The organism is Thiopseudomonas alkaliphila, assembly GCF_001267175.1.
Lineage (GTDB): Bacteria > Pseudomonadota > Gammaproteobacteria > Pseudomonadales > Pseudomonadaceae > Oblitimonas > Oblitimonas alkaliphila.
Window position 1 is genome coordinate 2,028,189 of sequence record NZ_CP012358.1, and the last position, 14,312, is coordinate 2,042,500.

A 14,312-nucleotide genomic window follows, 5' to 3' on the forward strand; every position below is an offset into this window, starting at 1 on the left:
AGTCAGCTACCAATGGAAAAAATACCTAACCATTGCAGTGAAGAGAATCATCAGCACTGTATTGATCATGCCTTAGCCCAAGCCGAGCAGCTATGTAAACAGCAAGGATTACGTTTTACCCAGTTACGGCAGCGGGTGCTGGAGCTGGTTTGGCAAAGTCATCAGCCGATGGGGGCCTATGATATTTTAGAGGTGTTGAGTACCGTGGATGGCCGCCGTGCTGCGCCGCCTACGGTATATCGAGCGTTAGACTTTTTATTGGAAAATGGCTTAATTCATCGGATCGCTTCATTAAATGCCTTTGTTGGTTGCCAGCATCCAGAAACCCCGCACCAAGGGCATTTTTTCATTTGTCAGCTGTGTAAATCAGCCTATGAATTTCCCCATGGTTTAATCGATCAAGCAATTGCGCAACAGGCGCAAAGTATTGATTTTGTAGTGCACAACCATACTGTGGAAGTAGCGGGTGAGTGTGCCCAATGTCGAGCACAGCATGCCTAAACCCTTAGTTAAGTTAGATAATATTGGTATTGAGTTTGCCGGTAAAAACACTCTAGAGCAGATCAGTCTTGAGTTATATGCCAATGAAACGCTTACGTTAGTTGGCCCAAATGGTGCTGGCAAAACCACTTTGGTAAAAATTTTATTAGGATTACTCGAGCCCAGCAGCGGTAGCATGACGCGCCAAGCAAAGTTACGTATTGGCTATATGCCGCAAAAGCTAGCGGTGCATCCGACTATGCCGTTGACCGTTGAGCGTTTTTTACGCTTGGTGCCAAATACTCGTAAGAGCGAGATTCAACAGGCCTTAGCCGAAGTGGGAGCGGAAAAAGTCTTGCATAGCCCCATTCAGCGTATTTCTGGCGGTGAGTTGCAGCGGGTGCTCTTAGCCCGTGCGCTGCTTCGCAAGCCCCAGTTACTGGTATTAGATGAGCCGGTTCAAGGGGTGGATGTGAATGGTCAGCTGGAGCTGTATAAGTTAATCGCTGACTTACGAAAGCGTTACCAATGTGGTGTATTTATGGTGTCCCATGACTTGCACTTGGTGATGGGGTCAACTGATCGGGTGATTTGCTTAAATCGCCATATTTGTTGTTCAGGACACCCTGAGCAAGTGAGCGAAGATCCAGCTTTTATTGAGCTATTTGGCCGCAAAGCTGCCAGTAACTTAGCGGTGTATCACCATGATCACGATCATGCCCACGATTTACATGGCTGCGTAGTCACGCCGCATACTTCTCATCATCAACACGGGCCCGATTGCACCCATGGCTGACTTTCTTTTATATGCACTAATTTCTGGTATCGCTTTGGCTTTAGTGGCAGGGCCTTTAGGTTCTTTTGTGGTATGGCGACGCATGGCCTATTTTGGCGATACCTTGTCTCACTCGGCATTGTTTGGGGTGGCTTTAGGCTTATTGTTAGAAATTTCACCGAGCGTAATGGTGCTAGGGGTTTGTTTATTGTTGGCTGTGTTTATGGTGATTATGCAGCAACAGCAGTCGCTAGCAGCCGATACGTTGTTGGGCATTATGGCGCATAGTAGCTTGGCCGTGGGGTTGGTGACCTTAAGTTTTATGCCCCGTGTCCGGGTAGATCTTATGGGTTATTTATTTGGCGATCTACTGGCGGTGAGTTTTAATGAAGTACTGCTCATAGTTTTGGGTAGTATTTTGGTGCTAGGACTATTGGGCTATTTTTGGCGTAACCTGCTGGCGTTAACGGTGGATGAAGAACTAGCCAAAGTTGAGGGTTTACCAGTAACCCAACTGCGCTTGGTGTTGATGTTGTTAATTGCAGTGGTGATTGCAGTGGCAATGAAGGTGGTGGGGGTGTTATTGATTACCTCGTTACTGATTATTCCCGCTGCCACCGCACAAAAGTTGGCCCGCAGCCCTGAGCAAATGGCGTTAATGGCCAGTGTAATTGGCCTGTTGTCAGTGCTTGGAGGGTTATCCATGTCGTGGCATTTAGATACTCCCGCTGGGCCTTCAATTGTGGTGTGTGCGGCATTGTGTTTTGTCTTAAGCTTACTGATTAGGTTGCGTCGCTAAGGGGAATTTTGTCTGCGGCAATTTATCCAAACCGCATGAAGGTGTAGACTGCACGGCAATTTAGTGACTCGGAAAACAACTTAATGAAACAATTCATGGTGCGCAGCATTGCGCTGAGCGGAATGTGTGTTTTTTTAATGGCTTGTCAAGGAGTGGCACAGCAGACAGCACAAGAGCAGCAAGAGATGCAGTTTGCCATCTCAGCTCAAGTGTTTGAGCAGTATTTACAGGCAGATAATTTGCCGTTTGCCGCAGAGCAGTTACATGAAATGCAATCTGCGGGATTGTCTGGTACCGCGCTTGAGTTATATCAGCAGCAGCTAGCAGAGGCGTGGTTAGCTAAAAGCAAACACGCGCTAGAGCAGCATGATATGCAACAAGCAGCAACGGCGCTGGCCAATGCCCGCAAATGGTTACCCGATGCACCCGCTTTAGCTGCTGAATTACCTGAGGCGGTGATAGAGCCTGCACCTCCTGAGCCAGTGGTACCGTCTGTTAAAGCGTTACCCAAGCCCGCTGTTAAAGCCAAGCCAGCACCTAAAGCCCAAGCACCATCGCCAGCAGAACCTACCGATGTGGTGCCTACGGCGAGCCAGCTGACGGTGGTAAAAAGCATTGCCTTACCCATGCAAGATAATCTGCGCTTGGGGAGCACCTTAGAGCAAGCGGCGAAACAAGCGATTGATGGCCGTTACCAGATCGCAGTCCAGGTGCAAGACACCAAAGAGTTTCATTGGGTGGCCGCACTACTGAATACGCGCTTTAAGCGATTATCTGCGACCTTTAATCCACAGTTGATTGAGCGAATTGCCGTGGATCAGGCGCCGTTGTTGCAGTTATTAAGTGCTGAATAATTATATATTCCAAAATCATCTTAGGCTGATACTTTAAAGTATTTATCATTCTAAGTGGTGGCGGGCATAGTGATCGACCGAGTAGGGTCGGACTCTCAACTCTATACAAGGTTTTTTGTGATTAAATTCCACGACATTACAAAGTCCTATCACGTGCATGGGCAGCTAGTTCCTGCGCTGCAAACAACGAACTTAACGGTTGCACGTGGTGAGATTTTTGGTTTGATTGGCCACTCGGGCGCTGGTAAAAGTACTTTATTACGTTTGATTAATCGCCTAGAAGAACCAAGCGGTGGCCGGATTGAAATTGATGGCACCGAAGTAACTGCTTTAAACGCAGAAGGGCTAAGAGCATTTCGTGCACAAATTGGCATGATTTTTCAGCATTTTAATTTATTGTCGTCAAAAACTGTCGCGGATAACGTGGCCATGCCACTGCGTTTGCACGGTAAGCACAGTAAAGCAGAGATTACGCGAAAGGTTGCCGAGTTATTACAGTTGGTTGGTTTAAGCGAGCATGCACACAAGTACCCTGCTCAGTTGTCGGGTGGGCAAAAGCAGCGGGTTGGGATTGCTCGGGCATTATCCACTGATCCCAAAATTTTGCTGTGTGATGAAGCAACCAGCGCCTTAGACCCACAAACCACCGGTCAGGTGTTGCAGCTATTAAGGGATATTAATCAGCAGCTTGGGCTAACTATTGTGCTGATTACCCACGAAATGGATGTGATTCGACGGGTGTGTGATCGGGTAGCAGTAATGGATGCGGGGGTGCTGGTTGAGCAGGGGAATGTGGCCGAGGTGTTTTTGCATCCGCAACATCCGACCACCCAGCGTTTTGTGCAAGAAGATGAGGACGATGATGCCTTGGATTTGCAGCAAATTCAGGGACGTATTGTACGTCTGACCTTCCTAGGCGAGTCGACTTATTCGCCGGTGCTGGGTGATGTAGCTCGCGCCACTGGAGTGAATTACAGTATTTTATCGGGCCGGATTGGCCGTATTAAAGATCAACCTTGTGGCCAGTTAATGCTGGCGCTAACAGATGGTGATGTGGAATTAGCCGAGCAGCAGTTACAGGCCGCAGGCGTAACAGTTGAGGTAGTACGCCCATGATAATGGCTGATTTTTTTAGTAACGTTGATTGGTATGAAATTTGGCAGGCTAGCCTAGATACTTTAATTATGTTGGGTGCCTCTTTGCTCTTTATTATTCCGTTGGGATTGTTCATCGGCATCGTGTTATTTTTGACTGCGCCCAATCAATTATTCGCTAATGGCAAGCTGTATGGAGTGTTATCGTTCGTGGTGAACGTAGTGCGCTCTTTGCCGTTTATTATTTTATTGATTGCGATGATTCCCTTTACCGTGATGATTACCGGTACTTCGCTAGGAGTAATGGGGGCTATTCCGCCCTTGGTAATAGGGACAACGCCGTTTTTTGCCCGCTTAGTAGAAACGGCACTGCGTGAAGTGGATAAAGGGATTATTGAGGCAACCCAAGCCATGGGTGCTACCACTCGACAGATTATCAGCAGTGCTTTATTGCCTGAGGCTTTGCCGGGAATTATTGCCGCGATTACAGTGACGGCGATTACGCTGATTTCTTACACCGCGATGGCTGGTTTAGTAGGAGCAGGTGGTCTTGGAGATTTAGCTGTACGTTATGGCTACCAACGCTTTCAGGATGATGTCATGCTGGTAACCGTGGTGTTACTGGTAGTGATTGTGCAGATTATCCAAAGTGTGGGTGATCGCTTAGTGGTTCATTTTTCGCGTAAGTAATGAGTGATTCAAGGAGAAGACAAATGAAAAAATTATGGTTAGCCATTGCTGCCGCCAGCACCTTAATCGGTTCGGCCCATGCAGCAAGCTTAACAGTAGCCGCAACACCTGTGCCCCACGCTGAGATTTTAGAGTTTGTAAAACCACAGCTAGCAAAACAAGGCATTGAGCTGGAGGTTAAGGTATTTACCGATTACGTACAGCCCAACGTTCAGGTGGCTGAAGGACGCTTAGATGCTAACTTCTTCCAGCATCAACCCTATTTAGATGAGTTTAATGCAACTAAGAAAACCAACTTAGTCAGTGTTGCAGGCATTCATATCGAGCCATTTGGCGCTTATTCAGCCAAGCTTAAATCCCTTGAAGAGCTGCCAAATAAAGCCAATGTGGTGATTCCTAATGATGCTACCAATGGTGGTCGTGCGTTATTGTTATTACAGCAAGCGGGCGTGCTTAAGCTAAAAGAAGGTGCAGGGATCACTGCCACTCCAAAAGATATCGCTGATAACCCCAAGCAAATTAAAGTGCGCGAGCTAGAAGCTGCGACCTTGCCACGGGTATTAAATCAGGTAGATGTGGCGTTGATTAATACCAACTACGCGCTAGAAGCCAAGCTTAATCCGCAAAAAGATGCGTTAGTGATTGAGGGTGCCGATTCACCTTATGTGAATATCGTGGTAACCCGTGAAGATCACACCCAAGACGATGCGATTCAGCAGCTAGTAAAAGCCTTAGAAACTGAAGAAGTGAAAAACTTTATCAATGAAAAGTATCAAGGAGCGGTGGTTCCAGTCTTTTAAGTAGGTTTTAAGCTTTTAGCTGCAGTCGTTAGGCTGCAGCTATGGGGCGGGATCCAGAGTTAAGCCGATCTACTTACCGGGTGCCGTAGATCACCATGGTTTTTCCCGCCACTTCAATCAAGCCTTGCTCTTCTAAGTTCTTTAGGACGCGGCCAACCATTTCCCTAGAGCAGCCGACAATGCGGCCAATTTCTTGGCGAGTAATTTTGATTTGCATGCCATCTGGATGAGTCATGTAGCTCTGGTTTATATAGCTAGTTTCTGTAATTTCACATTCAGAGCGTGTACGAAAACATGTGCTGCGTGCTTCTGCTGTCTCATCAAATAATGCTAACTTACCAAAAGTAATCTTTATTTAGGTAGGCAATAATAGCTTCTTTGGCATCATAAAAACCTAAATTGATCAGAGAGCGATTCGCACTTGCCTTAATTTTTAACTGGCTCAGTATAGCGTTTTAAAAAAAATCTGCAGCTAGGTTAAACTGATTTTTTCTTAGGAGTTAGGTAATAATGCAAGCAACAGTTAAGTGGGTAGATGGCGTACAGTTTGTGGCTGAGAGTGGCAGTGGTCATGCCGTTGTTATGGATGGTCCACCAGAGTTTGGTGGACGTAATATGGGCGTGCGACCAATGGAAATGGTGCTAATGGGGTTAGGTGGTTGCAGCAGCTTTGATGTGATTAATATTTTGCAGAAATCACGCCAGCAGGTAGTAAGCTGTGAAGCTCAGTTACAAGCTGAACGGGCAGAAACCGAGCCTAAAGTTTTTACTAAGATCAATTTACACTTTGTGGTTAAAGGCCATGAGCTGAAACCCAGTGTGGTACAGCGTGCGGTTGATTTATCGGCAGAAAAATACTGTTCAGCTTCGATTATGCTCAGTAATGGTGGCGTGGAAATTACCCATTCGCTAGAGATTTTAGCAGCCGATGCTTGAACGAATGAAATAGATAGCTAACTGCGGGTGAGTTTTGCATAATACCCGCCTTTTTAAGTGAGGCTCTAGGGCCTACAGAACAAAACCATAATCGCATAGCGAAGAGGTGAAACACGCCCTACGCAGCTCATTAGTGATCACAATGAGCTGACAGGCATACATTGATAACGCGGCTAGCCGCATTTCTTAAGAGTAGTGACCAGTGACTAGTAAACTTCGGCTGCATGGGTTTAATAACCTAACCAAAACCCTAAGCTTTAATATCTATGATATTAGCTATGCTCAAACCACGGACGATCAGCAAGCCTATGTGGCTTATATTAATCGCGAATACGACGCGGAACGCTTAACGCAAATTTTGACCGATGTGGTGGATATTATTGGCGCTAATATTCTTAATATTGCCCGCCAAGATTATGAACCCCAGGGTGCCAGTGTCACCATTTTGATTTCTGAGCAGCCAGTTGAGCCAACAGCAAGCCAAATTGAAGAGTCGCCAGGTCCATTGCCGGAAACTGTGCTGGCCCACTTAGATAAAAGCCATATCACTGTGCATACCTACCCAGAAGTGCACCCGGTAGATGGTATTGCTACGTTCCGAGTGGATATTGATGTATCGACTTGCGGTGTGATCTCGCCACTGAAAGCGCTGAACTATCTCATCCATCAGTTTGATTCTGATATTGTCACTGTTGACTATCGCGTGCGTGGTTTTACTCGTGATGTTGAGGGACGTAAGCACTTTATTGATCACGAAATTAACTCGATTCAGAACTACTTAACAGACGTTACCCGCGCTGACTACCAAATGACAGACGTGAACGTTTATCAAGAAAACCTGTTTCACACTAAAATGCTGTTGAAAAACTTTGAGCTAGATGACTATTTATTTGGTGATGCCAGTCGCAATCTATCTTATGAGCAGCGTCGTGACGTTGAGCAGCGCTTACGCCATGAAATGCTAGAGATTTTCTACGGCCGTAATATGCCTTACTAAGTAAGCGTTATATTGCATTACGTAAAAAGCACGCCAAAGCGTGCTTTTTGTGTTTTTAGACTAGGACTAAATACGGTAAGTAGCTTTAGTCATCACTTTAGCAATTTGGCTCATACCCCATTTCACCGGAGTTGGGAAACGAATTCCGCCAGCAGCTAAAGCGCCGGTAGCATGTTCTTCTTCATCGGTACGCATTTGCTCTAAAATTGCGCGGCTTTTTTGATCTTCAGGGGCCAACTGAGTCAGGTGATCATCTAAATGCTTACAGACTTGCTCTTCAGTGGCAGCAACAAAACCTAAGCTGATACGATCGCTAATTAAACCAGCCCCAGCGCCAATACCAAAAGATAAACCATAAAATAGAGGATTCAATACACTGGTATGCCCCCCCAGTTGATGGATACGCTCCTCACACCAGACTAGGTGATCAATTTCTTCATCAGCCGCGCGCTCCATGGCTGAGCGTATTTCTGGCAAGCGTGCAGTCAAAGCTTGGCCTTGGTACAGGCCTTGAGCGCAGACTTCGCCGGTGTGATTAATGCGCATTAGACCTAAGGTATGGCGCCGCTTTGATTCGGTTAGCTCAGCTTCTTGAGCTAAATGGGCGGGCGAAGGGCGGGTTGAGGTGTTGCTTTGCGGAAGCAAGGTCTTTAAGGCAGCATCCGCCTGCAGTAGCAAGCGATCGAAAGGTGAATAGTGACGTTGATTAGCCATGCTGAACTCCGAAAAAGTGAAGGCTGCCCATAAGCAAATAGAGGCAGCCAGTATACTAGCCTGGAGGCCACTCCAATTGACGCTGACCAAGTACATGTAAATGAATATGGTACACTGTTTGGCCGCCATGCTCATTGCAGTTCATCACCACGCGATAGCCTGCATCACAGCCAAGTTCATTAGCTAAACGCTGGGCGGTATATAAAATATGCCCTGCCAGTTCACGGTCGGCTTCGGTTAAGTCATTGAGAGTGGTGATATGTTTTTTAGGAATCACTAAAAAATGCACCGGAGCTTGCGGCGCTATGTCATGAAAAGCGTACACTAATTCATCTTCGTAAATTTTATTGGAGGGAATATCGCCTTCAATAATCTTACAAAACAAACAATCCATCTGCAGATTCCTCTTTGTTTTATTTTTTGATAAGTGAGTTTAGCGATGCCTAGGCATGAGAGCCAGCGTTAATTTATGGGGCATGCTAGTAATGATTGCACTTAGCCTCAGCGGTTTGAATAGCAGTATAAGGGTTAGAGTTGAGTATAAAAATGAAAGGTGTGGAAGGCTTACATAGTTAGCATCTTTTGAAACGATGTTATGACGCGAATTAAAGCGTCATAACATCGATAGAGCGCTTAAAAAGGTTTCAAGACGGCTAAAATAATAATCGCCAGTAAAAAAATGACTGGAATCTCATTAAACCAGCGATAAAAGACATGGCTTTTAGTGTTGGCGTTATTAGCGAATTTTTTCAGCATGGCGCCACACACGTGGTGATAGCCAACCAACAGCACAATTAAAGTAAGTTTGGCGTGCAACCAGCCTGATTGAAACCACGATGGATTTAAATACAGCATTAAACCACCAAACACCAAGGTGGCAATCATTGAGGGGTTCATAATGCCACGATAGAGTTTGCGCTCCATAATCTGGAAGCGCTCTTGGCTGATGCTATCGGTGCTAGCTGCATGATAGACAAATAATCGTGGTAAGTAGAAGAGTCCTGCAAACCAGCACACCATTGCAATCAAGTGCAGTGCTTTAAACCAAAGATAGGCCACGTTGGCTCCTTATCAAGTCAAAAAAGATAGCTTATTAGAACATAATTACCTGCAGAATAAATTCCCGCGGCGCTTAATAGCTTATCAGCGTAAGTCTGATAAAATTCCCATACGGTTCATTCATTTTAGGAGAAAGGTCAGTGATTAAAGTCGGCATTGTGGGTGGAACAGGGTATACCGGCGTAGAACTGCTGCGCTTATTAGCACTGCATCCGCAGGCTGAGGTAAGTGTGATCACTTCGCGCTCAGAAGATGGCGTTAAAGTAGCTGATATGTACCCTAACTTGCGTGACTATTATCCTGAGCTAACGTTTTCTAATCCATCGGCTAAAGAGCTTGGACAGTGTGATGCGGTATTTTTTGCTACACCCCATGGCGTAGCCCATGGCTTAGCCGCTGAATTATTAGCTGAGGGTACCAAAGTGCTTGATCTCTCAGCTGACTTTCGCCTAGAAAATATTGCCGAGTGGGAGCAGTGGTATGGACAAACCCATGGTGCTCCAGAATTAGTGACAGAAGCTGTTTATGGCTTACCCGAAGTTAATCGGGAAGCCATTAAGCAAGCCCGTTTAATTGCAGTGCCAGGCTGCTATCCCACTGCGGTACAGCTGGGTTGGTTGCCGTTAGTTGAGGCCGGCTTAGTTTCTGGTCCGATGATTGCTAGCTGTGCGTCGGGTGTGAGTGGTGCAGGGCGTGGCACTAAGTTGGGCTCACTCTTTTGTGAGGCAACGGAAAATATGATGGCGTATGCAGTAACTGGCCATCGCCACTTACCTGAAATTAAACAAGGTTTACGTCGTGCCAGTGGTGGTCAAAATTTTGACGTAACCTTTACGCCGCATCTAGTGCCTATGATTCGGGGAATTCACGCCAGCTTATACGCCACAGTTCAAGATCGCACCGTGGATCTGCAGCAGCTATTTGAGCAGTATTATCAACACGAGCAGTTCGTTGATGTTTTACCTGCGGGTATAAATCCACAAACCCGTTCAGTGCGAGGAGCCAATTACTGTAGGTTAGCCGTTTATCGTCCACAGGATGGCGATACCGTGGTAGTGCTTTCGGTGATTGATAACTTGGTCAAAGGAGCTTCGGGTCAAGCGATTCAGAACTTAAATATTTTATTTGGTTGGCCTGAAAATAGCGGCTTAGAGTCGGTAGCGCTCATGCCTTAAATTGGCAGAGTGCTTAATAGTTGACTAGAAAGGTCGGAAAAGACATTATATCCATCTGCTGATTAGTTAAATGTGCTTGCGTGCGCGTTTGATCTAGCTGATTAACCATTACTGGCGTAAGCCGGGAGAAAAATAAATGAGTGTTGAAGCCTTCGTTCCTGCTGCCATGCATTTTACTGCCAATGCAGCGAACAAAGTTAAAACCTTGATTACAGAAGAAGGTAATCCAGAGTTAAAACTGCGGGTATTTATTACCGGCGGTGGTTGCTCAGGTTTTCAGTATGGCTTTACGTTTGATGAAGAGCTCGCTGAAGATGACACCTTAATTGAGCGTGATGGCGTGGCCTTAGTGATTGACCCTATGAGCTATCAATACTTAGAAGGGGCCGAGGTGGATTATCAAGAAGGGTTAGAGGGTTCACGTTTCGTGATCAATAACCCAAATGCCACCACTACCTGTGGCTGCGGCTCTTCATTCTCGATTTAAGCAGACATTTACCCTGTATTACGCAGGGTAAATCCCTCCGAGTATTCGTAAGCCTTTAGCGCCCGTCACTTCAGGGCGATTGCCGGGAATTCCTTCTAGGCAACAATAGGCTAACCATGCAAAGGCCATAGCCTCAATCCAGTCGGCTGGAATGCCTACAGTATCGGTTGTGCTAACAGTGCAGCGCGGTAAATGGTGCTGTAACCGCTGTAATAAATATAAGTTATGCGCGCCACCGCCACATACTAAAAGTTTTTCGGCCTCTGGCATTGCTTGCAGCAACGCATCAGCACAGCTTTTGGCGGTGAGTTCTAGCAACGTTGCCTGTACATCTGCAGCGGGTAAGTCTGGAAATTGCGCTAGGTGCTGGGTTAGCCAAGGCCAATTAAACAGTTCCCGTCCAGTACTTTTGGGGCCAGTGCTATGGAAAAAAGCTTCACTGAGCATCGCTTCAAGTAGCGCCGGTTGCAGTGTGCCGCTAGCAGCCCATTGTCCTGCAGCGTCATAGGCTTGGCCTTGATGTTGCTGGATCCAAAGATCCATTAATGCATTACCAGGGCCGCAATCAAAGCCAGTGACCGGCTGATTGGACGCCATCAAACTTAGGTTGCTGAAGCCGCCAATATTGAGTACGGCACCGGGCGCATTCAACTGGTGAGTAAATAATTGGTGATGAAAGGCTGGTACTAGTGGTGCACCTTGACCGCCCGCTGCAACATCTCGCCGCCTAAAGTCGGCCACTACAGTGATTCCAGTAAGCTCGGCTAAAAGAGCAGGGTTATCAATTTGAATGGTAAAACCTTGCTCGGGTTCATGCCGTACGGTTTGACCATGGCTACCAATCGCAGCGATGGCTTGCGGACTAATTTGTTGTTGTTCTAGCAGCTGCAAGATCCCTTGAGCAGCTAACTCAACCCATTGATTGGCCGCTTGTGCAGCTAAGGCGAGTTCATTGTCACCGCTGGCCGATAGGCGTAATAAGGTTTGGCGTAAGGTGCTGGGCATGGCAACAAAAAAGCTAGCGACTAATTGCGTAGTGCTAGCTTCTTGTTGGATTAATGCAATGTCGAGCCCATCAAGGCTGGTGCCCGACATAATACCGAGGTACAGATTGGAGGGGCTCATTTTTTAGCCAGTAGCGTATCTTTATGCTGATCAATTTTGGCAAACAACGGTTGTGTCATGCTAAGGAAACGCTGCTTTTCTTTTCCAGTTAATGGGTCAGCAGTGGGTAAACGTTGGCTTAAGGGGTCCACATGCACACCATTCACTTGAAACTCATAATGTAAATGTGGCCCAGTAGACAGCCCTGTGGTACCAACGTAGCCAATAATTTGGCCTTGACGCACACGGCTGCCATTACTAATTCCTTTGGCAAAACCGTGCATATGAGCATACAGCGTTTGATAACTTTGTCCGTGTTTAATGATCACGGTGTTGCCATAACCACCGCGGCGGCCAGCATGGGTAATAACGCCATCACCGGTTGCTTTGATCGGCGTGCCACGAGGTGCGGCATAATCAACCCCGTTATGGGCGCGAATCTTGTTTAAGATGGGGTGCTTACGGCCAGGATTAAACCGTGAGCTGATCCGTGCAAACTCAACCGGAGTGCGGATGAAAGCTTTACGCATGCTTTTGCCGTCAGCGGTGTAGTAGGCAGCTTGCCCATCACCTTGTGCATAGCGTACCGCGGTGTAAGTTTTGCCACGGTTAGTGAAGCGTGCAGCTAATATTTTACCGGTGCTGATCAGTTCACCATCCAGCGTGTGCTTTTCGTAGACCAATTCAAAGCTGTCACCGGCACGAATATCTTTAGCAAAGTCTACATCGTAGCGAAAAATATTAGAGAGTTCGGTAGCGACTTTTTGTGGCAGGCCTGCAGTGCGTGCTGCTGCATTCAGCGAGGTTTTTACAGTGCCAGTAGCTACTGCTTGCTCAATGGTAGGCACTAGCTTTTCGCTTTTGAACTTGTATTTTTCCGCCGCCGCTTCGCGCTCAATGTAGATGCTTTCAAGGCGGCTAACATCGGTGCTCATAGACAGCAGCTGGCCTTGTTCATCTAATTGCACGGATAAGGTCTGACCAACTTTTAGCTTAGTAAAGCGTTGAGCCTGCTTATCTTCGCGTAACAGCTGATTTAATGCACTAGAACTGAGGCCTAAATTAGCAAAGATGCTGGACAGGGTGTCGCCACTATTAACTGTAATAGTTTGGGTAGACGGGCCAGACTTCTTTTCGGTCTCACTTGCAGCTAACTCTGCGGCGAGGGAAAACGCATTGTCTGTAGGTTGATAGCGAGAAACTTCTAACCGATCAGTAAAAGGATTGAGCTTTAGTTCACTTACCCCATTGGCTGGGTTTAGAGCGGTATAAGGTTTTTCGACGTAAGAAGTGTCGAAGTCTAGATTTAAATAGGTTTTTTTAGCTTCAACTTCTGTAGATGGAAAAATAATAAAAGTTAAGCTAAGAATGGCAGCAATCCCGCTAACAGCTAAAAGATGCTGCTTGGGGTAGCTCCCTGCGTTGGCTGGCTTGGGCTTGGTCATAATAAATACATAAAGAAATAGTCAGATAAAAGAAGAGAAAAATGGGTTAACAAAATGACTGTATAAAATATAACCAAAAGCCAAGAACTACAAGCTGTTTTCGATAAAAAACTTGCTTTTTCTAAAAAAGGCAATATTTGCCTAGATAAAATCGATGCGAGCTACCGTTAAAGATGCGAAAAGGTTGTTTTTCGGCTTTATTATTGTATCGTGAAGCTTCCTTTTTTTAATTTATTGAGTTTGTTTCGATGATGACAGTTGACGAGCAGTTAGCGCTATTAAAGCGCGGAGCTGAAAATGTATGGGTAGAATCTGAATTACGCGAGAAGTTAGCCAGTGGCAAACAGTTGCGCGTAAAAGCAGGTTTTGATCCAACGGCTCCTGACCTACACTTAGGTCATACCGTGGTAATCAACAAGTTGCGTCAATTTCAAGAGTTAGGCCATAAAGTATTATTCTTGATTGGCGATTTCACCGGTAGCATCGGTGATCCCAGTGGTAAAAGTACTACTCGTCCGCCATTGACTCGCGAGCAAGTGCTAGCCAATGCGGAAACCTATAAAGAGCAAGTGTTTAAAATTTTAGATCCGGCATTAACTGAAGTGGTATTTAACTCCGAATGGTTAGATCAGTTAAAGCCAGCAGATCTGATTCGCTTAGCTTCCCGTTATACCGTAGCGCGGATGCTGGAGCGTGAGGATTTCCACAATCGCTATACCACTAATCAGCCCATTGCGATCCATGAGTTTTTGTATCCTTTAATCCAAGGTTACGACTCGGTAGCGCTGGAGGCAGATATTGAGCTGGGTGGTACCGACCAAACCTTTAACGTATTAATGGGGCGTGAGTTGCAGCGTTCCTATGACAAAACTCCGCAATGCGTGATCACCATGCCACTCTTAG

Annotated in this window: 17 protein-coding genes and 1 pseudogene (1 of these 18 only partly in view); 12 read left to right on the forward strand and 6 right to left on the reverse strand. The window is 46.3% G+C overall.

All coding sequences use genetic code 11. The features are described from left to right. The first annotated feature begins 12 nt into the window (after window positions 1-12). From AKN87_RS09785 to AKN87_RS09815, 7 genes are all read left to right on the forward strand, one after another. Window positions 13-501 carry a Fur family transcriptional regulator gene (locus tag AKN87_RS09785; protein ID WP_053103320.1) on the forward strand — a complete coding sequence of 163 codons (489 nt, stop codon included), beginning with the start codon at window positions 13-15 and terminating at the stop codon, window positions 499-501. Then, window positions 494-1,276, forward strand: coding sequence for a zinc ABC transporter ATP-binding protein ZnuC (znuC, locus tag AKN87_RS09790; protein ID WP_053103321.1), 783 nt, complete (start codon window positions 494-496; stop codon window positions 1,274-1,276). Before AKN87_RS09785 ends, znuC begins: the two co-directional genes overlap by 8 nt. Continuing rightward, the gene (znuB, locus tag AKN87_RS09795; protein WP_053103322.1) at window positions 1,269-2,054 is read left to right on the forward strand and encodes a zinc ABC transporter permease subunit ZnuB; all 786 of its coding nucleotides are present in this window, start codon (window positions 1,269-1,271) and stop codon (window positions 2,052-2,054) included. Before znuC ends, znuB begins: the two co-directional genes overlap by 8 nt. An 83-nt stretch (window positions 2,055-2,137) precedes the next feature. Then, window positions 2,138-2,908 (forward strand): hypothetical protein, encoded by a 771-nt coding sequence (locus AKN87_RS09800; protein WP_148561499.1) that lies wholly within the window; start codon window positions 2,138-2,140, stop codon window positions 2,906-2,908. 117 nt (window positions 2,909-3,025) lie between these two features. After that, window positions 3,026-4,024 carry a methionine ABC transporter ATP-binding protein gene (locus tag AKN87_RS09805; protein WP_053103324.1) on the forward strand — a complete coding sequence of 333 codons (999 nt, stop codon included), beginning with the start codon at window positions 3,026-3,028 and terminating at the stop codon, window positions 4,022-4,024. Between the two features lie 2 nt (window positions 4,025-4,026). Next, on the forward strand, window positions 4,027-4,692 hold the full coding sequence (locus AKN87_RS09810; RefSeq protein WP_080995552.1) for a methionine ABC transporter permease: 666 nt from the start codon (window positions 4,027-4,029) through the stop codon (window positions 4,690-4,692). A gap of 23 nt (window positions 4,693-4,715) precedes the next feature. After that, the gene (locus tag AKN87_RS09815) at window positions 4,716-5,492 is read left to right on the forward strand and encodes a MetQ/NlpA family ABC transporter substrate-binding protein (protein ID WP_053103325.1); all 777 of its coding nucleotides are present in this window, start codon (window positions 4,716-4,718) and stop codon (window positions 5,490-5,492) included. 73 nt (window positions 5,493-5,565) lie between these two features. Here AKN87_RS09815 and AKN87_RS12590 read toward each other — a convergent pair. Beyond that, window positions 5,566-5,878: pseudogene (locus AKN87_RS12590) on the reverse strand (helix-turn-helix domain-containing protein); the annotation flags it as partial. A 124-nt stretch (window positions 5,879-6,002) separates the two neighbouring features. On the opposite strand from AKN87_RS12590, the gene AKN87_RS09820 reads away from it, so the two are divergent. Then, a complete protein-coding gene (locus AKN87_RS09820; protein WP_053103326.1) occupies window positions 6,003-6,428 on the forward strand; it encodes an OsmC family protein in 426 nt (141 codons plus the stop codon). 202 nt (window positions 6,429-6,630) lie between these two features. Then, a complete protein-coding gene (gene speD / locus AKN87_RS09825) occupies window positions 6,631-7,425 on the forward strand; it encodes an adenosylmethionine decarboxylase (protein WP_053100949.1) in 795 nt (264 codons plus the stop codon). Between the two features lie 66 nt (window positions 7,426-7,491). Here speD and coq7 read toward each other — a convergent pair whose 3' ends face one another. From coq7 to hemJ, 3 genes are all read right to left on the reverse strand, one after another. Further along, window positions 7,492-8,139: a 2-polyprenyl-3-methyl-6-methoxy-1,4-benzoquinone monooxygenase gene (coq7, locus tag AKN87_RS09830; RefSeq protein WP_053103327.1), complete on the reverse strand. Its 648-nt coding sequence runs from the start codon at window positions 8,137-8,139 to the stop codon at window positions 7,492-7,494. Between the two features lie 55 nt (window positions 8,140-8,194). Beyond that, a complete protein-coding gene (locus tag AKN87_RS09835) occupies window positions 8,195-8,533 on the reverse strand; it encodes a histidine triad nucleotide-binding protein (protein WP_053103328.1) in 339 nt (112 codons plus the stop codon). 239 nt (window positions 8,534-8,772) lie between these two features. Beyond that, complete coding sequence (gene hemJ / locus AKN87_RS09840; RefSeq protein ID WP_053100952.1) at window positions 8,773-9,198, reverse strand: protoporphyrinogen oxidase HemJ; 426 nt, start codon at window positions 9,196-9,198, stop codon at window positions 8,773-8,775. 140 nt (window positions 9,199-9,338) lie between these two features. Here hemJ and argC point away from each other — a divergent pair, with 140 nt between their 5' ends. Both argC and erpA read left to right on the forward strand, forming a co-directional pair. Continuing rightward, window positions 9,339-10,373: an N-acetyl-gamma-glutamyl-phosphate reductase gene (argC, locus tag AKN87_RS09845; RefSeq protein ID WP_053100953.1), complete on the forward strand. Its 1,035-nt coding sequence runs from the start codon at window positions 9,339-9,341 to the stop codon at window positions 10,371-10,373. 136 nt (window positions 10,374-10,509) lie between these two features. Continuing rightward, the gene (gene erpA / locus AKN87_RS09850; protein WP_053100954.1) at window positions 10,510-10,860 is read left to right on the forward strand and encodes an iron-sulfur cluster insertion protein ErpA; all 351 of its coding nucleotides are present in this window, start codon (window positions 10,510-10,512) and stop codon (window positions 10,858-10,860) included. A gap of 18 nt (window positions 10,861-10,878) precedes the next feature. Here the strand turns inward: erpA and AKN87_RS09855 are convergent, their stop codons facing one another. Together AKN87_RS09855 and AKN87_RS09860 are read right to left on the reverse strand one after the other, a co-directional pair. Further along, window positions 10,879-11,985 (reverse strand): anhydro-N-acetylmuramic acid kinase, encoded by a 1,107-nt coding sequence (locus AKN87_RS09855; protein ID WP_053103329.1) that lies wholly within the window; start codon window positions 11,983-11,985, stop codon window positions 10,879-10,881. Continuing rightward, window positions 11,982-13,409: a peptidoglycan DD-metalloendopeptidase family protein gene (locus AKN87_RS09860; protein ID WP_053103330.1), complete on the reverse strand. Its 1,428-nt coding sequence runs from the start codon at window positions 13,407-13,409 to the stop codon at window positions 11,982-11,984. The genes AKN87_RS09855 and AKN87_RS09860 overlap by 4 nt, the downstream gene beginning before the upstream one ends. A 248-nt stretch (window positions 13,410-13,657) precedes the next feature. Here AKN87_RS09860 and tyrS point away from each other — a divergent pair, with 248 nt between their 5' ends. Then, window positions 13,658-14,312 carry the 5' portion of a tyrosine--tRNA ligase gene (gene tyrS, locus AKN87_RS09865; RefSeq protein WP_053103331.1) on the forward strand. Its footprint extends 542 nt past the window's final position, so only the first 655 of its 1,197 coding nucleotides appear in the window; its start codon is at window positions 13,658-13,660; the stop codon falls past the right edge of the window.

Excerpts from the sequence above, each read along its gene's own strand:
- erpA (WP_053100954.1), top strand. The coding sequence starts at position 10,510 with ATGAGTGTTGAAGCCTTCGTTCCTGCTGCCATGCATTTTACTGCCAAT.
- AKN87_RS09835 (WP_053103328.1), bottom strand. The coding sequence starts at position 8,533 with ATGGATTGTTTGTTTTGTAAGATTATTGAAGGCGATATTCCCTCCAAT.
- AKN87_RS09810 (WP_080995552.1), top strand. The coding sequence starts at position 4,027 with ATGGCTGATTTTTTTAGTAACGTTGATTGGTATGAAATTTGGCAGGCT.
- coq7 (WP_053103327.1), bottom strand. The coding sequence starts at position 8,139 with ATGGCTAATCAACGTCACTATTCACCTTTCGATCGCTTGCTACTGCAG.
- AKN87_RS09860 (WP_053103330.1), bottom strand. The coding sequence starts at position 13,409 with ATGACCAAGCCCAAGCCAGCCAACGCAGGGAGCTACCCCAAGCAGCAT.
- znuC (WP_053103321.1), top strand. The coding sequence starts at position 494 with ATGCCTAAACCCTTAGTTAAGTTAGATAATATTGGTATTGAGTTTGCC.
- AKN87_RS09855 (WP_053103329.1), bottom strand. The coding sequence starts at position 11,985 with ATGAGCCCCTCCAATCTGTACCTCGGTATTATGTCGGGCACCAGCCTT.
- znuB (WP_053103322.1), top strand. The coding sequence starts at position 1,269 with ATGGCTGACTTTCTTTTATATGCACTAATTTCTGGTATCGCTTTGGCT.
- AKN87_RS09785 (WP_053103320.1), top strand. The coding sequence starts at position 13 with ATGGAAAAAATACCTAACCATTGCAGTGAAGAGAATCATCAGCACTGT.
- AKN87_RS09800 (WP_148561499.1), top strand. The coding sequence starts at position 2,138 with ATGAAACAATTCATGGTGCGCAGCATTGCGCTGAGCGGAATGTGTGTT.
- AKN87_RS09820 (WP_053103326.1), top strand. The coding sequence starts at position 6,003 with ATGCAAGCAACAGTTAAGTGGGTAGATGGCGTACAGTTTGTGGCTGAG.
- AKN87_RS09815 (WP_053103325.1), top strand. The coding sequence starts at position 4,716 with ATGAAAAAATTATGGTTAGCCATTGCTGCCGCCAGCACCTTAATCGGT.